The sequence below is a fragment of the Sporosarcina sp. GTC18466 genome (genome assembly GCF_055389225.1).
This window is the reverse complement of the sequence record NZ_AP044037.1, coordinates 2,073,804-2,091,860: the sequence shown is the minus strand read 5'-3', so window position 1 is coordinate 2,091,860 and position 18,057 is coordinate 2,073,804. Positions and strand designations below refer to the sequence as shown.

At 49.5% G+C, this 18,057-nt stretch carries 24 protein-coding genes; 13 read left to right on the top strand and 11 right to left on the bottom strand.

What is annotated here, in order from left to right:
- Nucleotides 1–4 precede the first annotated feature (4 nt).
- Complete coding sequence (locus tag ACZ5FK_RS10220) at nucleotides 5–547, bottom strand: GNAT family N-acetyltransferase (protein WP_464804803.1); 543 nt, start codon at nucleotides 545–547, stop codon at nucleotides 5–7.
- Nucleotides 548–704: 157 nt separating this feature from the next.
- On the bottom strand, nucleotides 705–1,649 hold the full coding sequence (locus ACZ5FK_RS10215; protein ID WP_464804802.1) for a Gfo/Idh/MocA family protein: 945 nt from the start codon (nucleotides 1,647–1,649) through the stop codon (nucleotides 705–707).
- 142 nt (nucleotides 1,650–1,791) lie between these two features.
- On the opposite strand from ACZ5FK_RS10215, the gene ACZ5FK_RS10210 reads away from it, so the two are divergent.
- From ACZ5FK_RS10210 to ACZ5FK_RS10200, 3 genes are all read left to right on the top strand, one after another.
- Nucleotides 1,792–2,286 (top strand): DUF1648 domain-containing protein, encoded by a 495-nt coding sequence (locus ACZ5FK_RS10210; RefSeq protein ID WP_464804801.1) that lies wholly within the window; start codon nucleotides 1,792–1,794, stop codon nucleotides 2,284–2,286.
- A 90-nt stretch (nucleotides 2,287–2,376) separates the two neighbouring features.
- Nucleotides 2,377–2,664 carry a type II toxin-antitoxin system Phd/YefM family antitoxin gene (locus tag ACZ5FK_RS10205; RefSeq protein ID WP_464804800.1) on the top strand — a complete coding sequence of 96 codons (288 nt, stop codon included), beginning with the start codon at nucleotides 2,377–2,379 and terminating at the stop codon, nucleotides 2,662–2,664.
- Entirely contained in the window at nucleotides 2,654–2,959 is a 306-nt protein-coding gene (locus ACZ5FK_RS10200; RefSeq protein WP_464804799.1) for a type II toxin-antitoxin system RelE/ParE family toxin, read from the top strand. The genes ACZ5FK_RS10205 and ACZ5FK_RS10200 overlap by 11 nt, the downstream gene beginning before the upstream one ends.
- 40 nt (nucleotides 2,960–2,999) lie before the next feature.
- Here the strand turns inward: ACZ5FK_RS10200 and ACZ5FK_RS10195 are convergent, their stop codons facing one another.
- The 4 genes from ACZ5FK_RS10195 to ACZ5FK_RS10180 all read right to left on the bottom strand — a co-directional run bounded on the left by ACZ5FK_RS10195 (nucleotide 3,000) and on the right by ACZ5FK_RS10180 (nucleotide 6,181).
- Nucleotides 3,000–3,275 carry a hypothetical protein gene (locus tag ACZ5FK_RS10195; protein WP_464804798.1) on the bottom strand — a complete coding sequence of 92 codons (276 nt, stop codon included), beginning with the start codon at nucleotides 3,273–3,275 and terminating at the stop codon, nucleotides 3,000–3,002.
- A gap of 21 nt (nucleotides 3,276–3,296) precedes the next feature.
- Nucleotides 3,297–3,992, bottom strand: coding sequence for a YjgB family protein (locus tag ACZ5FK_RS10190; RefSeq protein WP_464804797.1), 696 nt, complete (start codon nucleotides 3,990–3,992; stop codon nucleotides 3,297–3,299).
- Nucleotides 3,993–4,103: 111 nt separating this feature from the next.
- The gene (locus ACZ5FK_RS10185) at nucleotides 4,104–5,735 is read right to left on the bottom strand and encodes an MDR family MFS transporter (protein WP_464804796.1); all 1,632 of its coding nucleotides are present in this window, start codon (nucleotides 5,733–5,735) and stop codon (nucleotides 4,104–4,106) included.
- A complete protein-coding gene (locus ACZ5FK_RS10180) occupies nucleotides 5,732–6,181 on the bottom strand; it encodes a MarR family winged helix-turn-helix transcriptional regulator (protein WP_464804795.1) in 450 nt (149 codons plus the stop codon). The genes ACZ5FK_RS10185 and ACZ5FK_RS10180 overlap by 4 nt, the downstream gene beginning before the upstream one ends.
- A 173-nt stretch (nucleotides 6,182–6,354) precedes the next feature.
- Between ACZ5FK_RS10180 and ACZ5FK_RS10175 the strand changes: the two genes are divergently transcribed.
- Nucleotides 6,355–6,942 carry a hypothetical protein gene (locus ACZ5FK_RS10175; RefSeq protein ID WP_464804794.1) on the top strand — a complete coding sequence of 196 codons (588 nt, stop codon included), beginning with the start codon at nucleotides 6,355–6,357 and terminating at the stop codon, nucleotides 6,940–6,942.
- A 48-nt stretch (nucleotides 6,943–6,990) separates the two neighbouring features.
- Nucleotides 6,991–7,350, top strand: a complete 360-nt coding sequence (locus ACZ5FK_RS10170; RefSeq protein ID WP_464804793.1) for a carboxymuconolactone decarboxylase family protein — start codon at nucleotides 6,991–6,993, stop codon at nucleotides 7,348–7,350.
- A 40-nt stretch (nucleotides 7,351–7,390) separates the two neighbouring features.
- Here ACZ5FK_RS10170 and ACZ5FK_RS10165 read toward each other — a convergent pair whose 3' ends face one another.
- Nucleotides 7,391–7,708, bottom strand: a complete 318-nt coding sequence (locus ACZ5FK_RS10165; RefSeq protein ID WP_464804792.1) for a DUF378 domain-containing protein — start codon at nucleotides 7,706–7,708, stop codon at nucleotides 7,391–7,393.
- Nucleotides 7,709–7,837: 129 nt separating this feature from the next.
- On the opposite strand from ACZ5FK_RS10165, the gene pgeF reads away from it, so the two are divergent.
- Nucleotides 7,838–8,596, top strand: a complete 759-nt coding sequence (gene pgeF, locus ACZ5FK_RS10160; RefSeq protein ID WP_464804791.1) for a peptidoglycan editing factor PgeF — start codon at nucleotides 7,838–7,840, stop codon at nucleotides 8,594–8,596.
- Between the two features lie 511 nt (nucleotides 8,597–9,107).
- On the opposite strand, the gene splB is transcribed toward pgeF, so the two are convergent.
- The gene (gene splB, locus ACZ5FK_RS10155) at nucleotides 9,108–10,136 is read right to left on the bottom strand and encodes a spore photoproduct lyase (protein ID WP_464804790.1); all 1,029 of its coding nucleotides are present in this window, start codon (nucleotides 10,134–10,136) and stop codon (nucleotides 9,108–9,110) included.
- Between the two features lie 116 nt (nucleotides 10,137–10,252).
- Between splB and ACZ5FK_RS10150 the strand changes: the two genes are divergently transcribed.
- The 5 genes from ACZ5FK_RS10150 to ACZ5FK_RS10130 all read left to right on the top strand — a co-directional run bounded on the left by ACZ5FK_RS10150 (nucleotide 10,253) and on the right by ACZ5FK_RS10130 (nucleotide 14,197).
- Nucleotides 10,253–10,966: a hypothetical protein gene (locus ACZ5FK_RS10150; protein WP_464804789.1), complete on the top strand. Its 714-nt coding sequence runs from the start codon at nucleotides 10,253–10,255 to the stop codon at nucleotides 10,964–10,966.
- 100 nt (nucleotides 10,967–11,066) lie between these two features.
- Nucleotides 11,067–11,621: a sigma-70 family RNA polymerase sigma factor gene (locus ACZ5FK_RS10145; RefSeq protein ID WP_464804788.1), complete on the top strand. Its 555-nt coding sequence runs from the start codon at nucleotides 11,067–11,069 to the stop codon at nucleotides 11,619–11,621.
- The gene (locus tag ACZ5FK_RS10140; protein WP_464804787.1) at nucleotides 11,618–12,724 is read left to right on the top strand and encodes a DUF4179 domain-containing protein; all 1,107 of its coding nucleotides are present in this window, start codon (nucleotides 11,618–11,620) and stop codon (nucleotides 12,722–12,724) included. The genes ACZ5FK_RS10145 and ACZ5FK_RS10140 overlap by 4 nt, the downstream gene beginning before the upstream one ends.
- Nucleotides 12,725–12,872: 148 nt before the next feature.
- Nucleotides 12,873–13,421: an ECF transporter S component gene (locus ACZ5FK_RS10135; RefSeq protein WP_464804786.1), complete on the top strand. Its 549-nt coding sequence runs from the start codon at nucleotides 12,873–12,875 to the stop codon at nucleotides 13,419–13,421.
- Nucleotides 13,422–13,561: 140 nt separating this feature from the next.
- Nucleotides 13,562–14,197 carry a pentapeptide repeat-containing protein gene (locus ACZ5FK_RS10130; RefSeq protein WP_464804785.1) on the top strand — a complete coding sequence of 212 codons (636 nt, stop codon included), beginning with the start codon at nucleotides 13,562–13,564 and terminating at the stop codon, nucleotides 14,195–14,197.
- A 60-nt stretch (nucleotides 14,198–14,257) separates the two neighbouring features.
- On the opposite strand, the gene ACZ5FK_RS10125 is transcribed toward ACZ5FK_RS10130, so the two are convergent.
- From ACZ5FK_RS10125 to ACZ5FK_RS10115, 3 genes are all read right to left on the bottom strand, one after another.
- The gene (locus tag ACZ5FK_RS10125; RefSeq protein ID WP_464804784.1) at nucleotides 14,258–14,434 is read right to left on the bottom strand and encodes a hypothetical protein; all 177 of its coding nucleotides are present in this window, start codon (nucleotides 14,432–14,434) and stop codon (nucleotides 14,258–14,260) included.
- A 28-nt stretch (nucleotides 14,435–14,462) separates the two neighbouring features.
- Nucleotides 14,463–15,617: a PstS family phosphate ABC transporter substrate-binding protein gene (locus ACZ5FK_RS10120; protein ID WP_464804783.1), complete on the bottom strand. Its 1,155-nt coding sequence runs from the start codon at nucleotides 15,615–15,617 to the stop codon at nucleotides 14,463–14,465.
- Nucleotides 15,618–15,849: 232 nt separating this feature from the next.
- The gene (locus ACZ5FK_RS10115; protein ID WP_464804782.1) at nucleotides 15,850–16,662 is read right to left on the bottom strand and encodes an endonuclease/exonuclease/phosphatase family protein; all 813 of its coding nucleotides are present in this window, start codon (nucleotides 16,660–16,662) and stop codon (nucleotides 15,850–15,852) included.
- 199 nt (nucleotides 16,663–16,861) lie between these two features.
- Here ACZ5FK_RS10115 and ACZ5FK_RS10110 point away from each other — a divergent pair, with 199 nt between their 5' ends.
- The gene (locus tag ACZ5FK_RS10110) at nucleotides 16,862–16,984 is read left to right on the top strand and encodes a hypothetical protein (RefSeq protein ID WP_464804781.1); all 123 of its coding nucleotides are present in this window, start codon (nucleotides 16,862–16,864) and stop codon (nucleotides 16,982–16,984) included.
- A 100-nt stretch (nucleotides 16,985–17,084) separates the two neighbouring features.
- Nucleotides 17,085–17,984 carry an Abi family protein gene (locus ACZ5FK_RS10105; protein ID WP_464804780.1) on the top strand — a complete coding sequence of 300 codons (900 nt, stop codon included), beginning with the start codon at nucleotides 17,085–17,087 and terminating at the stop codon, nucleotides 17,982–17,984.
- Nucleotides 17,985–18,057 lie beyond the last annotated feature (73 nt).

Genomic DNA, 18,057 nt, shown 5'->3' with positions numbered 1-18,057 from the left:
TTCGTTATCTATGTGCGTCCGATTTCAGCAACCCATACACGTCATGATCCACATACCGATCATACAGCCACTCCGCCTCGCGGATGCGGCCTTCCTTTGTGAAACCGAGGCGCTCGGGGATGGCTCGGCTCTTGCTGTTTTCGGCTGCTGCCCGGATCTCAATCCGGTTCAGCCCCAGTTCGCTAAAGCAATAATTGATGACTGCCTCACAAGATTTCGTCATTAGCCCTTTCCCGACGAATCCGTCGCCCAGCCAATAACCGATCGACGTGGATCGATATGACCAATTGATCCCATGCAGTCCGATGACGCCTGCCAGCTCACCTTTATACCAGATGCCCGCTTGGAAGCCGTTGTTTGCGCTAAACTGCTTCATCGTCCCTTCGATGAATTTCTTCGAATCCTCGACAGTTTGGGTGAAATCAATCCATGGAAGCCATTCACGCAGACTGCTCCGCGATCCGTCCGTTAGTGCAAATAGCTCTTCCGCATGACGGATTTCGAGCAGCCGCAACTCCATTTCTTCGGTAACTTGGTATGTAAACATATGAACACCACCTATTGATCTATCCGATAGATCCCTTTCTTATCTCGAAATACACAGCCATTCTTTTTGAAGATCGCGATCATGGGCACATTCGCTTCGTCCGTGCTTCCGACGTATGTCACGGCATCCATCTGGATAGAGCAGCACATTATGAAATTCAAGATTGCCTCAACGCATCCAACACTTTCTGCGCCTCATAGCCGACTTCGAAGTCATAGATTTCTGCGTGCTCTCCTCGTACCGCTTTCACAAGCTCATTGATTAGCGATGGAGTGTTTGTACCGTCTGCTGCTATCACTTCAAGCGTCTCGCCAGTCATTCCGCCTCGCAGCGTTCCCCAGTTTTCCAGCGCCAGGACGCCAGCCGTGCCATAAGCCGTGAAGCCGATATGCTCGTTTCCTGCAATGCCGCTCATGCCTTCAATTAAGACAGGAGTGCCATCCGCTAGCTTGGCGGTCGCGATGATACCCGTCTCGCATTTTGTAGAATCCGTCGGCAGTTCAAGCCGGGATTCGATCTGCGAGATGCCGCCGAACAGTTTTAGCGCCTGCTGGATGAAGTGGACGCCGACTTCGAGCACGAAACCGCCTTGCTCGCGGCTCGCAATCCAATCATTCTGCTGCCAAGTGCGCGGCCACTCCGGAAAGCGCATCGACAGTTCCAGCCGGCGCAAGTTCCCGACGTAACCGCCTCGGATCAATTCAGCGAACTTCGCACCCGCGGCTCCGTAGTTGAGCGGGAAATTCATCGCATGCACGACGCCAGCAACACGCGCCGCTTCCAGCATCTCGCCGGCTTCCTCCACCGAATTTGCCAGCGGTTTTTCGCACAGCACATGCTTCTTCGCGTGCAGCGCATCCATGACAATTGCGTGATGGAATTTCGGCGGCACCGCCACGTAGACAAACTCTACATTCCCCTCATTCAGCAACTGCTTGTGGTCTTTGTAGGCGGCAGCTCCTTCAATCGACTTTGCCGTCTCCTCAGCGAGCTTCTGCTGACGGTCGCAAACCGCCGAAATGGTCACGTCCGGATGTTCCTCGAATTGTTTGATCAGGCGCTGGCCGATTGCGCCAAGCCCGATGATGCCAATATGTATCATGAAAATTCCCCCTTTTTTCTAATCGTACAGGAGACAGCCGCGAGCCGCCACGTTTTCTTTCCCGGGAAATTCTTAATCCGAATCTTTCGGGTCTCTCTTCTCGTATAAGAAGATAGAAAACAAGACTTCAGGAGGGGTTCTTATGTATAAACGTCCGAAATTGGACATTCCAAAAACGCTGCTCGAAAAGGGGCTGGATGCAATCGGTCTGCTCGTCGTCGCGGCTTGGCTCGTTTATCTTATCTATGCCTGGGGCCAGCTTCCAGATCAGGTGCCGGGCCATTTCGATGCGGCCGGGCAAGTCGATAGATGGGGATTGAAATGGGAACTGATCATCCTGCCGATCGTCGCGCTGCTTATGGCTAGCATGATGACTTTCCTTGAAAAGCACCCGGAATGGCATAATTACATGAACCTGACCGAAGACAATATCGAGTACCAATACAAGAACTCACGGCTGCTGCTGAATGTGATGAAAAACGAGATCATCATCTTCTTCGCCTATATCAGCTACCGCTCCATCCAAATGGCGCTGGGCCAAGCGACCTCGCTCGGAATCGCATTCCTGCCCATTTTCTTGATCGCCATTTTCGGTACAATTATCATCTTTTTGGTCCGGTCTCTGCGGAAGAAATAGAAGTTTTCCCGAGCAACGGAGCTGCCCTGCTAGTTGTGGCCTTATATATCATGACTATGATATAATGGTGATAAAAGAGAGGTGCTCACTATGCCATATATCAGACCGGTTTCCGACTTACGAAATAACTTTGCAGAAATCTCACAAGTTGTCCATGAAACAGGCGAACCCGTTTTTCTTACAAAAAACGGTCATGGCAATATGGTTGTCATGAGTATTGAGACATACGAAAAATATGAAAAAGAGCGGGAGATCTACTTAAAATTGAGGGAAGCTGAACTGCAGGCAGCAGATATAAATGAGCGGGTTTCCCATACCGATGTCATGAAACAGCTCCGAATGACAGTGGCTGAGAAAACAAGCAACTATGACATATGAGATTTTCTATTTGCCTCTTGCTCTGGATGACTTACAAAAAATTAGTTTATACATTGCCGAAAAGGATAATCGAGATCGAGCAGAATTGTTAATTGACACGTTGGACGATACAATTTCAGCACTTGCCACCTTCCCTTATATGGGTAAAGTATATGAGCTTCCTTATCCTCTGCAAAATGAATACAGAGTTATTACTGTGAAAAAATACACGGTCTATTATACGGTATGTGAAATGCAAAAATCTGTTGAAATCTACAGAGTCCTTCATTCACGCCAACATACCATTTTAGAATAAATAGGCGGAGAATCGTTTAAATCGATCCTCCGCCTTCCCCTTATTCCACGCCGATCTTCACCGCATCCACATACTCCTTCGCCTCAAGCAGCGAATAGCCGAACTCTTCCCTTGCCGCTTTGATCGCCTGCACTTCTTTGCCTTGGCGGATCAAGCCGACAATCTTGTCAGGCACAGGCACCTCGACCTGCGCTTGTTTCATCAGTTGTGTGATCATGATCTCCTGGCGCCGCACCCGCTGCTCCAGAAATACCAGTTTCGAGTACAGCATCAGTCCGCTGGCGATGACCACGGCGACAATCAGTAATGTCTCCACTCCTCCTGCCCCTTTCTCTCCTTATTTCCATTCCTTCAGGTTGACATGATCCGGCGTCCCGTCTTTTCCGATGATGAACTGCAGATCGAAATCACCCAGGTGGTAGCGGATGTTCGTCTCGCCTGTCGCTTCAATGGTGTGAGTATCTGCCGGTTCGCCAAGCTGCTCATGCAAGTCTTTTTCCGTAATGCCTCCCAGGTTCGTCTGGCGCTCTACAGTAGTTCCAAAATAGCGCGCCTCTTTTATGACGCCCTTGTCATCATAAGCAAATGCGATGGACGGATTGCCCATCGAGCCATGGTACTTGTCAAAGCCGCCGCTCTTCTCTTCAGGCTTGCCTATTGTATCGTATACTTCTTCACGCGACGTCTTGCCGACGTAGAAGCCCTGATCAGGCGCATAGACTTTCCCTTCCTTTGCGTCTTTCACGAGGCCCTTCAACGTATCCAGTGCCATCTGTTTCTGCTCATCCGCTACAGACTCCTCAGAGGATTGACTGTCGTTTTTATCTGTAGACGCTGGCGGTTTTTCGGTCTCATTCTTTTCCGAGTCCGCCCCTCCGCTGTCATTCGCACCGGAATTCGCTTCTCCTGCAGGTACCGTCACTGGCTGATTGTCCTTCTCATCCGTTGTATCTGTTTTGTCAGCCGTATTCGTGCAGCCGGCGGCCAGGAAGGAGACTGTTGCGAGTGTCATCATCCATTTCATCGTTTTCATAAGCTCTGCTCCTTCCCTTTCTATTCGTTTATTTCATTCTTTTATATTTCCCTGAATCCATAAACGCAAACGAAAAAACGGCCTCCGAAGAGACCGTTTGATTCCTCCTAGTTATTGCTGCTCTGCCGGCTTGCCCTGATGCTTCTGGAATTCCTTCCGCATCTTATCTTCCGCAGAAACGAGCGGAATGGCGCGAAGGAAGATTGCAAATACTACAGCGATCACCATGATGATACCTCCGGCGAGGAACGTCGTCGTCAACGCATCGGCGAAGACACCTTTGATGGCAGTGACCATCTGCTCCGCGATCGGCTGGATATCTGCTGGGAGCGCGTTTTGCACCTGTTCAAGCTTTGGCTGGTCAAGTAAGAGTTCGGGGTTCATCAGCTGCCCAAGCTGCTGCGCCTGCTCTGGCGGAAGTTGCTGGGACGCGGTCATGCCGCCTCCTGCAAACATGTCTTTCATCTTTGTCGCCATCCGTGAACTCATGACCGCCCCGAGGATACCGATCCCCATTGTGTTACCGAGCGACCGGAACAACTGGGAGGATGCGGACGCTACGCCTAGCTGCTTCATGCTGACGGCGTTCTGCACAGTGAGGGAGAAGACCGGCATGCTGGCGCCGAGTCCGACCCCGACAATACATAGGTAACTGATCATCACGTAGATCGGTGTATCGATCGTGATGAAATGCATCAGGAAGATCCCGAGGGCCGTGATGCTGAGACCCATGATCGCGAGCCCTTTGTACTTCCCTGATTTCGTCATATACGCACCTGCAAAAGTCGTGGCAAACACCATGACGATCGACATCGGCATCATAATATAGCCCGAGCCGCTTGGAGAGATCCCTTTGACTCCTTGAATGAAGAACGGCGTATAGATCATGACGCCCATCATGCCCATGCCGAGCAAAAAGCCCGCGATGTTCGAGACGGTGACGATGTCGTTCTTAAATAAGGACAGCGGCAAGACTGGGGTCTTCACTTTCGTCTCGGTGATCATGAAAGCGATCAGCGCGACGATCGTCAGGCCGAACAGGCCGAGAATCTGCCAGGAACCCCATGCATACTTGCCGGCCCCTTCGCCTGCAAAGCTGAAGGCCATCAAGAGAGAAACAATTGTGACTGTGAGGAAGAAGGATCCGAAATAGTCGATCGTTTCCCCTTCTCTTCTCGGCACTTTCGGAAACAGCTTGAAGATCATTCCGAAGGCTACGAATCCGAGCGGGAGGAAGATCCAGAACACCCAGTGCCAGTCAAGATGGTCGACGATGAAACCGCCCATAAGCGGTCCGAGCACGCTCGATATTCCGAAAATCCCGCTCATTGCGCCCGTCCATTTCGCCCGTTCCCTCGGGAGATACAAGTCACCGACAGCCGTGAAGGCGTTCGACATGATCATCCCTCCGCCAATTCCGGTAATGCCGCGGAAAATGATCAGCTGGAAGATGTTCTGCGAAAAACCGGACAGGAACGATCCCACCATGAAAAAGGCGATCCCTGCTAGCAAAAATGGCTTCCGTCCGTAAATGTCCGAGAGCTTCCCGACCAGTATTGTCGAGACCGCCATCGTCAATAGGTAGATCGTGATAACCCATGTGTAGTAATCCATGCCGCCCAGTTTCGCAATGATCCGCGGCATGGCGACGCCGATGATCGTCTGGTTGATGGCCGAGAAGAACATCGCCGCCATGATGGCGAACATGATGGTCACTTTCTGTTTAGATGTTAAGTCATTCATTCGTTTCGTTCCCCCCTGATTTGGTCAATCCTGTCTGACGCCTGTTCGAAAATGGTGATCATGTTCGTAAGCTCCACCTCCGACAGATGGCCGAAAACCGTGCTCATCGTCTTTCGTCCTTCCAGGCGAAGCTGTTTCATCGTTTCCCGCCCTTTCTCCGTCAATTCCAAATAGACGACACGGCGGTCGCTTTCATCCCGTTTCCGTTCGACATAGCCTTGCTCGATCAATTTATCGGAGGCGATCGTCACTGCACCGCCCGTCAGCCGGAGTGCATCAGCAAGGCGGGTCATTCGTGTCGGCCCGTTCTTTTCAAGCATGAAAATGAGATAGGACTGGGACCCCGGAAAATGTTCTTCAAATATTTGTCGCCATAAATACCCCATATTACGTGTCACGTTCCAGAAGAGCTCTTCAAACCGTGGAAATGAATCGTTCCTTTCCATCTATTTGTTCACCTCGCGTATAATTTACACTTTAAATACTTTAATGATTAAAGCAATTACTAGTATACGAACTTGGAGTCTTCCTGTCAATGGGTTTGATTATGATTAAAAAAGTCGTTTTAGGGTAGATGATAAGTTATGTTTTCAGAATGAAATGAAGGGTGGAAACTGGTATGTTCGGTCTTTCGGATCTCATGTCGCTCATTTTGTCCGCCTTCATCATCCTGCCGGTTGTCGTTTTTTTGCGGGAGTCCGGCTATTTGCTGGCGAGCTGGCTGTTCGGCGTGAAGAATCCGCGGCTGACCATCGGCTCTGGACCCCGCCTGGTAAAATTCGGAATGATCGATATCCGCCGGCATTACCATCTGTATAGCTGGTTCTCCTATGACGGCATCAGGCGTAAAAGCAAGCTTGCCTACATATGCATTTATGCAGGACCGATTCTGGTCAACCTGACGCTCGGGTTATTCTTGAATTTCCTGCTGGCCAACGGGTATCTGGATGATTTCAAGTCATTTTGGGACCGTTTTTTGTTTTATGAGTTCTATTACGTCCTGTTTGATATCGTGCCGATGTACACGGTGAACCGCATGCCGAACAACGGGATGATCATCTATGAAATGATAAGGTACGGCAAACGGGTTGATTATAATGATGAACCGTTCCTGCCTTCGACGACGGAAGTCGAGAAGGAATACGAGGAGACGATGGAAGAGATTGAAGAGATGGTGGAGGAAAGGGATGCGGAGAATCACAAATGAATGCCTTCGCCCCCTTCTGTGAATACTACGGCAGAAGGAGGGAGCAGCATGGAAGAAATCACGTATACCGAAGCAGTCCTGCAGGAATACAAAGCAGGGATGGGCGATTTTGCTGAGAAGGCGCCAGATATCGCCAGCACATTCCACAAGTTCACGGAAGCCTGTTTCGAGGAGGGTGCGCTTACTGCCAAGCAGAAACAGCTGACAGCGCTCGCCATCAGTGTGTATGCGCGCAACGAGCATTGCATTGTGTACCATACGAAAGGGTGCATGGATGCGAATGCAAGTGAAGCGGAAATGATGGAAGCGATCGGGGTTGCAGCAGCGCTTGGCGGGGGTTCCGCGATGAGCCATGGCGTCACAGTCATGCAGGATGCATTGACAGACCTGCGCGGCCCGTTGCAATAAGACAGACAAACAGCCACCCGGTTACAGGTGGCTGTTTCCCTTATAGATCGGTATTGTCCTTCTCACGTTCTTCCCGCTCTTTACGGAAATCCGGTTCCTCCCCGAATTCAGTTCCATAATTCGGGTTCGTGAACCTGCGCCTGTCCGTGACGGTATCCTCATCTTCGTTGGGCTTGAATAAAAGACCAAGACAGATCAGGCCGCTGATGCCGACGAGTCCATACACCACTCGAGACAAAAAGGCATCCTGTCCACCAAATAATGTAGCTACGAGGTCAAACTGGAAAAAGCCGATTAATCCCCAGTTCAATGCACCGATTATAACGAGGGCAAGCGCAATCCGAGATAATATACTCAATCCGAACACCTCCTCAAGGTAATATCGAGCCTTTGCAGACACGATTCCTATTTAGTTTTCGCAGGACGGCCTTTTTCATACGCCTACACAATTTTCATGCGCTGCGATATAGTAAAGACAGGTGATCACATGAACATACAATGGTATACGGATAATGAAAATGTAACTTCTGGCATGACAATGATCGATAGGACGCTAGCCGAGCAAGGGAATATGGCGCTGCATGCCTGCAGTGATCCGGGCGCGGTGCTCGCAAATCGGCAGGCGCTGGCGGACCTCCTGCATGTAGAACCGAGCCGCTTCGTCTATTCGGATCAAACGCATAGCGATCATTTTTACAAAGTGACGAAGACGGATGCAGGACGCGGTTCGGGTTCAAAAGAGGATGCCATTCAGGATATGGACGCTCTGTACACGTATGAGCGCGGCATCGTTCTCTGCGCGTTCACCGCCGATTGCGTCCCCGTGCTGTTCCACCATCCGGAAAGCGGCGTCATCGGCGTCATCCATTCGGGCTGGCAAGGGACCGTGAAGGAAATCACGTTCAAGCTCTTCCGCCATCTGGCTGACACGGAAGGCTGTGAGTTGAAAGGGATGCAGGTACAGATCGGACCAGCGCTCAGCCAAGAGAAATTCGAAGTCGATGCGGACGTCTACAAGAAATTCAAACAGCTCGGCTACGCAGACGACTATATGTATTTCAAGGAAAAGACCGGCAAATACCATATCGACAACCAGCTGACCGTCAAGGCCCAATGCGAGCGCGCCGGCATTCCGGCAGCTCAGATTGCGCTCGACCGGACATGCACCTTCAAAGACCCGGCCGGCTTTTCCTACCGGCAGAACCGCTCCTGCGGCAGACATATGGCTTTTATTATGCGGAAATAAACCAGCGCTCCTCTTGCGGGAGCGCTGGTTTTTGGCTGTGGGCCGGCTTTTTGCAAGGCGAACGCCTGTTTACAGAAGATGAACGCCTATTTCGCGAGAGCGAACGCCCGTTTACGTGGGCTGAGCGCCTATTTAGCGAGGACGTACGCCTGTTTACGCGGCTGAGCGCCTATTTAGCAAGATGAACGCCCGTTTACACGGCTGAACGCCTATTTAGCAAGATGAACGCCCGTTTACGTGGGATGAACGCCTATTTAGCGGGGGTGAACGCCCGTTTACGTGGGCTGTGCGCCTATTTAGCGAGGGTGAACGCCTGTTTACGCGGCTGAGCGTCTATTTAGCAAGATGAACGCCCGTTTACACGGCTAAACGCCTATTTCGCATAATCCCCGCCTGCCCGTTGTTCGCGGGCGGACATCCTTAGCCCGCCACTCTCCTGGACGCGATGCATGCTTTTGACTATTTAATCCCCTGGCTCTAAGCCCAACACCCATAATGCCCCACGCCAGCATTACGTAAAATACTCAATCTTCGCCTGCGGAAAATACTGCGCCGCATAGCCAAACAGCGCTTCCTTCAGCATGTCTTCTTCGTCTTTCGGATAAATATACTTCCCAATGCCGTACTTGCCCCATTTATAGCGGCGTTTGTCCTCATCGAGCTCCAGCTTTGTCTTCGGATAATTTTTCTCGATCACTTTCTTAGCGGGCTTGGTGAAACGGTGCTGGATGAACTCAAACGTGATATCATCCCGTGCGTCCATCGGCAGTTCCGCGTCCAGCCGTTCGAATAAATGCCGGTAGCCCTCTTCCCAGCCGTCGTGCACATAAATCGGCGCGACGATGAAGCCGAGCGGATAGCCAGCGCGCGCCACTTTCCCCGCCGCCTCGATCCGTTTATCGAGCGGAGAGGTGCCAGGCTCGAAGTTTTTGATGACATAGTCCGCATTCACGCTAAAGCGGAACCGGGTATGGCCGTTATGCTCAGCATCCAGCAGATGATCGACGAAATGGAACTTCGTGACGAAACGCAGCCGGCCCAGCTCAGTCTGTCCGAAATGGTTGATCGCCTTTTTCAATGAATGGGTCAGGTGATCAAGGCCCACAATATCGGATGTACAGGCGGCCTCGAAACGGGTGATTTCAGGGGCGCGTTCTTCGATATACTTGTCCGCCGCCTCGAAGATCTCTTCGACGTTCACATACGTCCGGATATACGGCTTGCTGCCCATCGTCGTCTGCAAATAGCAGTAATGGCAATGGCCCATGCAGCCCGTCGCAAGCGGGATTGCATATTCCGCGGACGGTTTCGACGTATCGAATTTTAATGTTTTCCGGATGCCGACAACGAGCGTCGATTTCGCGATTCTGTACTTTTGCGCATCCGTCTCGCCCGGCAGGTTTCGCACTTGGTTATGGGACGTCGTGAAACGGATTTCCGTCCCCAGCTTCTCAAATTTCTCCTTCAGTTCCTGCCCCAGCGGATATTCAAGCGCATTCGGCTCAAAATACACTAGCTGCGGCATAAAGGGTTTATTCATACAAACGCCCTCCTCTCCTGTAGCGTGCTTAAACAGGAGGTTTTTATGCCCGCAAATCTCTCCTCCCGCTATGCTATACTACATAAAAGTCAGCGGCTCTTTGGAAGGGGATGGAAATGAAAAAGAATGTTGGTCTTGGCTTGCTCTTTCTAGGCAATCTGGGGGCTATGGGTGTTTTCTATGCAATCGTTTGGTCGTTCTTCGCTTTATCAGGCATGGCAGGTAATCATGAGATAGGTAGTACAGCTTATTTATTACTAGGAGCAGCAGGAATTCTTACTATTGTACTGTGGGTCGCTTTCTACTTCGCTGCTGCGCGGACAAGTAAAGGCTGGCTCATTTTCTTCCTTGTGTGGCTGGTCCTCTTGATGCCGGTTTGCTTTGCCTTTCCTATTTTACTGCTCCTCCCATGCCTTTATTTGACAGGCGTCATTATGCTGTGGAATGCGACGATACCTGTCATCACGACAGAAAAAGGAGGCAAGCTTGTCTTCCTGCTTGCGTTTATTCCGACCCTCTATGTAACTGTCATGCTTGCATATGAACTCGTCATCTACGTATTTGACATCGTCATGCTTATCCCTGTCACACTCGTTATCCTTAGCTGGATCGCCGTATGGAAAGTCAGCCAAAATCCCGCATCAGCGTGGGGATACTATTTCGCAATCCCTTTCCTGCTCGCCTTATGGGGACTGCTGAATTCGTTCCGAACACTTGGCATACATATGTTTGCAGGGGCATCCATGATTCCCTATATCGTTTCACTAGCCCTGCAAGTCATTGGGTATGGGCTGGTTGTATACCTCATATGGAAACGACCGAAAGCGTAAAAAAGGTATTCCCTTTTTCGCGCTTTTTTCTTTGAGAATAAAATCGATTTGATCCGATGTATAGAGTGTAAAGGCCTTTACACAAGAAAGGGTTATGTCTATGCGAATACACGAAGATAACTTCATCCGGCATTTCAAGCGGGGCAAGGAAGAGGCGCTCGTTTATGTCATCGATCTGTATGCGGGGCTGGTGAAAGCGGTCATCTTCAATGCGCTCCGTTCCTATGACGATCCCCACATCATCGAGGAATGCGTGAATGACACATTCCTGGGTGCCTACGAGAACGCGAAGCAATTCAAAGGGGATGCCGAGGATTTCCGGAAATGGATCTGCACGATCGCCAAGTTCAAAGCGGTCGATAAGCAGCGGATGATGGCCAAATTGCCGATTGCGACTGAACTGGATGGCATGGAAAGGGAATCACAATCTGCGGAAGATGAATATCTCCTGCAGGCATCGCATGATGAACTGCTGCGCATGATGGCCAGTTTGCCGGATATCGACCGTGATATTTTTACGATGAAATACTTTTTGAATATGAGGAACAACGAGATTGCGGAGAGGCTCGGATTGACGAAAGCAGCCGTCGATAACCGGCTATACCGCGGAAAAAAGAGGATGCAGGAAATCCGATTAGGAGGGATCCCGACATGAAGAAATTGTACAAGCAATTGAATGAATTGAAACTTGAACCCGAGGTGGAACCGATGGACGTGAGTGACATAGAGAAGGCACGGATCAGGCGGGCCATCATGCAGCAGAAGAAGAAAAAGCAGATGCCGCGAGTCATTGGTGCAGCTGCCGCATTCCTTCTGGCCGCCGGAATAGCAACAGGTGCTGCCTTTCCGGCATACGCCGCAAAACTGCCGTTAGTCGGCAATTTGTTTGGCCTATTCCAAGAGGATGCAAGCTTTGTTTTCAACGATTTCGAGGCACATACGACGGATATCGGTGCGACCCAGGAAAGCAACGGCATCCGGATCACGGTCGAGAATGCTGTGTATGATGGAGAAAACATCACCATCGCCTATACTATGGAAAGTGACACGGATCTCGGAGACCGGCCCGTACTCGACGGCCTGCTAGATGTTCCTGAATTCGGGGATGCCTACCAGGACTACGGGTTTTCCAAGAAATTCATGACGGAAAAAATCAGCGAAACGGAATACGCAGGATTGCTCGTTTACCAGCTGATCCAAGGCCCGAAACCGGAAGAGCTTACTGTCACGTGGAACGGCGACACAGTTCTTAACTTAGCCCAAACTGCCAATGCACACAAAGGAGACTGGTCATTCACGTTTCCTGTCAAACGGCTGGACGGCAAAACAGTGGACTTTACATCCAGTGGCCTGACTGCAGCGGATAACGGCATTGCACTTACACTGGAAAAGTCCGTTGAAACACCGGTTTCCAGGACACTTTATCTGGCGGAAACCGTCGACATTCCGGAAGTGACCCATGGTGAAACCGACTGGCGCGGAGTACTGCTCACGTACGAAGTATCCGATAATCTCGGAAACCACTATAACACCATCCACTACCAGGACGTCGGCCACAGTTCTGATTTTGACGGACGCGGAGTTACCGGCAAGCCGCGGATCATGCTGCCGCATATCGACGACGAAGCAACATCCCTCATCGTCACGCCAATTGTCAATGTCTATGAGAAATCTGCTGTCGACGGTGACTTTGCCGATCTAGAATTGGCGGAGGAGCCTTATGCGATAGAGTCGATTGAGGTTCCCTTGAAGAAATGACAAACCCGGCGAGGAGATTCATCCTCGCCTTTTTTATTGCCCACACCACAATCTGACCACTAAAGATTCTTCTGAATTGACACTTTTGAAAAGGCCACCTGTTTGATATTCTGATAATACGAAACCAATCAGAAAGGGCTGTTGCGCCATGAAAGCAACAACTACACCAACGCAGCACGCGAACACGCGCGTCCTTGACCTTATATTGACAGCGATGATGATCGCGCTTGTTTTCGTCGCGACTTTGCTGCTCAACATACGCCTTCCTCTCGCGGTGAACGGCGGCGGTTTGATCCACCTGGGTTCAGCCATGCTGTTCATCATCGCCATCCTGTTCGGGCCGAAGAAAGGTGCGATGGCGGGTGCGTTCGGAATGGGCTTGTTCGACCTCGTCTCCGGCTTCGCGATCTGGGCGCCGATCTCCTTCCTTGCGCGCGGTCTGCAAGGATACATCGTCGGTAAAATCGCCTGGTCGAAAGGCAGGAACGGCAACAGCCTTGTGTGGAATGCCATTGCTGTCCTTATTTCCATCCCTCCAATGGTCGCAGGATACTATATATGGGAAGTGATCCTGTTCCATAACTGGCGGATTCCGCTTGCATCCATTCCGGGAGATTTGATCCAAAGTGCGGTCGGCCTGCTCGTCGCCTTGCCTGTGTGCGTTGTTTTGAAAAAGATTCCGTTGTTCAATAAATGAGGAGAAGCCGGTCTTGCACATATGTGCGGACCGGTTTTTTGCTGTTCATTCGAAGTTAATGTCTGTAAGTATGGTAGAGTAGACGAATAGAGAATATGGCTTTGAAGAGTAGTCGATTTACTTAGAAAGGAGTGAGGCTTTTGAAAATGGATGCACCCAAAATCACAGAGCACTTGGAAGCACGTCATTTTACAGATATTCTTCATTCGGAAGATCCTGAGCTAGAAGATAGCCTGATTGTTGGCTCAGTGTTTACCGATGAACGATTAGAACGCACAAGGCTCTATAATTCCGTTCTGAAAAACTGTAACTTCATGAATACCGATTTCGGAAGGCTCGATGCGACGGATGTGCGGTTTGAGAACTGCGATTTCTCGAATGCCGATTTGCGTAATTCCTCACTCAGCCGCGTGGAGTTTATCAACTGCAAGCTGCTCGGGAGCAAGCTGACAGAATCGTACTTGGGGAACACGAGATTTACAGGATCCATTCTGAATTTGACGGCCTTTGGTAACTCGAAGCTGGAAAAAGTTATTTTTGAAGAGACATCCCTGGAGAATGCGGACTTCTTTGATTGTACATTTAAAAAGGTGGAGTTTGTTTCATGTAACCTCAATGATGCCAATTTCGAGGAAACGTCCTTGAAGGATATTGATCTGAGCTCCTCTCGTTTCGATACTTTGCTCGTTTCGCTAGAAAACTTGAGAGGTTGCAAAGTGTCGAGCACACAAGCCATTCAGTTCGCATCATTGCTTGGTTTGCAGGTTGTGGATTAATCGGAAAAACGCCTGTCTGCTACCAGATAGGCGTTCCTTTGGCGTTGTTTGCGAGTATAGCTATTCCTCTTCCCTTTTTCCAAAGAGGCCTATATAAACAGGAAACAATACACCCATTGCGGTGATAAGCAAACCAATATTCAGATGTCCGTTCTTGTATTGATTTACTAGCATATAAATTGCACCTATCTCCCAGGCAACCATTGAAAAGAATAAAACTTTACCTTTAAGACTCATCTTATTCCCACCTATCGGCATCCTTCCTTCATTCACCAACCTTGCCAATCCCCACATACCCCGTCTTCTCAATCAACTCCTGCCCTTCATCAGACAGGATCCAGTCAATAAACGGCTTGACGTTCGGGTTGTTCGTGCCCGCTGTAATCGCGTACAGCTCACGGGTGATCGGGTAGTCGCCTGAGCGGATGGCGTCGACAGTCGGTTCGGTGCCGTCCACTGCGAGCAGCCGGACGTTGTGGTTGCCGATCATCGACTGCGAATAAAACCGGAATGTGTAGCCGATAGCGCCGCTGTAATTCCGGTAATCCGCAACGGAGGTGATGATGCCGCTCATCAGATCCGCCACACTTTCGCTCGGCGCTTCCATGATCGGGACGTCGCCCATGAAGTCCTCAAGCGCAGTCTGGCTGCCGCTGTCTGCAGGGCGCTGGAACGCTTGGATGTCTTTTCGTTTACCGCCGACTTCTTTCCAGTTCGTCACGTCTCCCGTGTAAATGGCACGCAGCTCCTCTTGCGTAAGGCTCTTTACAGGGTTGGATTGATTGACAAAAAAGACGAATGCCTCTTTGCCGATCGGCGTCAGGACAAGTTCCTTGCCCGCCCTCATCGCACGCCCTTTCTGCGCCTCGGATGGTCCGAGTGCGAAGATGATATCGACCTCCCCGTTTAACAGGCTCTCATACGCCTGGCCGGTCCGGTTCGACATGACCTCGCTATGGTACGGGTCATATTCCTTTCTGGGATAGACCGCCTGTGCGAATGCTGCATATACCGGATAAAGCGCTGTTGCGCCGTCAATTTTCGGGAGATCTCCTTTGATCTGGAGGGAAGCCGGATGGTCGAGTGTTGCTGCTTTTGTCCCCTTAGCGTAGGGGGCATACTGATACAATTCCACTTCGGACGTCTGCAAGACCGGCTTCGTCAATTTATATAGACCGGGCGCTGCAACCAGGAAACTGATAGCGACAATCGCAAAGGGAATGCCGTAAAACAAAGACCGCCGCTTCACATCAAATACTGCCAAACTGACAATGGTGATGAAACCTATTACGACGCCGATGAACACAGGAAGCCATTCCCAATATCCATTTAACAGCAGTATAATGCCGCCGGGCACCGCAAAAAACAGGACAAGCAGCGTGAATCCCGCAATCGAAGCGATTTTTCCAAGTATCCGCATCCTCTTCCCTCCTCCTAGTTCTTCCATTATACCAGGATGGGGATCAAAGGGAGCAATAAGGATGGGAATTGAAGCAATGATTCGTTTTTAAGAAGCAACAAGGCCGATGATGGAAGCAAGACGGTTATGAAACGAAGCAAGGGGAGCTGACTTGTTCGCAATGCACCGCCGATTCGGCGCTTGCATGGAAAAAGCGGCGTACATAGGCACGCCGCCGCTCCATCTAGTTTCATCAATATACCGCTAGACTTGCCGCCGTCTCTTCTGACTCCGTCAAGCCAATCGCAAATGCCGCCACAATCGGGAGATGATCTGAACTCTCCGTCTTCAGGACAGCCGCTTGCTGTGCAATCATGCTGGCATCCGTGAAAATATAATCGATCCGGATTGGACGCAAATTTACGTTTGATGGAACGGACGGAAACGATCCAGCATCATCCATCTCAAGCTCAGCGAACGAATCACGGTATTCTGCACATAACGAGATTATTTCCGGATGGTCCGGCTGCATATTGAAGTCCCCCATGATCACGGAAGGGAATGCTGTACTGCCGGCAATCTGGCGCAGCTGCCTCATGTTTTCACGCAGCACCGACTCGCCCAGCGGCATATGCGTGTTGAAGACGCTGAGGTATGTGCTGCCGAGATCGATTGTCGTCTCGAGAACCCCGCGCGGCTCCGGATCGTCGATATCAATCCCTTCATTGTCATACAGATGATTCACGGCGAATTTGATCGGGAACCGGCTGAGGACCGCATTGCCATACTCCCGGTCCGGCCCTTCCTCCGAGCGTTCCACCAGATTCGCGCCGTAGCTGTACTCCATGCCAAGCTGCTCTGCCAGCAGAGCCGTCTGGTCTAAAAAGCTGCTCCGGCTTGAAAAATGACGGTCGACCTCCTGCAAGCCGATTATATCCGCTCCCGATCCGCGGATGACCTCGGCAATCCGCACAAGATCCACTTTCCCGTCCATTCCGCATCCATGTGCCATGTTAAACGACATGACCGTAATTCCGGAAGGCGCGATGCGTTCCGTGCTGTCCATTCCATTCTCTCCTTTGTGGACCTGTCTTTTTGGTCGTCCACTCTGCAAAAACCAATATTAACCGATTGTAAGGCTCCTGTTAAAGTTTGTAAAGACCATCAGTAAAAATTCACGAAATGTCCATGAACCCTTCTTTATGTTTACAGCTTCACATATCGGGTATTGATGAAAGTATGAAAAATAAAGGTAGGTGAGTCATATGAAAAAACAATGGAACTTTATCTTCGACAACAAGCTGATCACTGTGTTCGCGCGTGATAAGAAACGTGCAGAACATAAAGCGCGCCGCATCTTCGAAGATCTAAAAAAAGAAGCAGTCTAAAAAACACCGGCCCGGCGGATGGCTGGTGTTTTTGTTTGCGTTTTTCCCTTCCTAATATGTAGTATAATAACAGCAATCGCCAAAGAAGGAAGGGATGGTTTTGGACAAACCGCTTTATACGTTTGATGACATGCTCAGGTATTTCGAGCGTAAAAAAATTACATATTCTTGTTCCAAACAAGAAGTTATAAATTTTTTATCTAAAAACAATTACTTCTATAAGCTAATTTCCTACCGTAAAAATTTTCAGAAGAACCAAAAGGGTGAATACATTAATCTCTCATTTGAAATTCTTTGTGATCTTTCATCACTGGATATGCACTTGAGATATCTGATTATGAAAATGTCACTCGACATCGAACACCGTATTAAAACTGTAATTTTAGCAGAAGTCACTAAGCGGAAAAATGAAGATGGTTATTCTGTAATTGACTCTTTCATAGCTATCTCAGTCGATCCTACAAAGACAAAAAGACAAATACTAGGGCATGCTAAATACTCTGATTATACTTCTTCTCTCTATCATAAATACAAGGAGCATCCCCCCATTTGGGTTGCCTTTGAAACAATGTCTTTTGGAACATTGGTCGACTTTATTAACTTTTACATAAAAAGAAATCCCACCACTGCCTATGCCTACTTGTATAATAACCTTTTCCCCATTAAAAATTTGCGCAATACTGCTGCTCATAGCCTGTCATTATTAAATGACATGGTAACAGAACATGATAGCTTTGCTAACAATATATTAGTAACAAGCTATGTCTATGAGAAGGTCTCCCCAAGAACAGCTAAAAAGAAATTAAACAATTTTAGGATATACGACCTGACCATGTTACTTATCATTTACGAAAGACTTATGCCTGAAGGCAGGACAAAGTCAGAAAGAAAAAGAGAGATTTATCATTTTCTACTTAGAGCTAAACGCCACTCTCACTTATACGAAAAACACAATTATATAACTTCTGTTTATTCATTTTTCGTCAAGCTCATCGTTTGAAATTAATTTCTTGCATCCCCACCGGCCTTCTGCATATAATGAGTTACATGAAAAAATCCTAACGGGTTTGTAA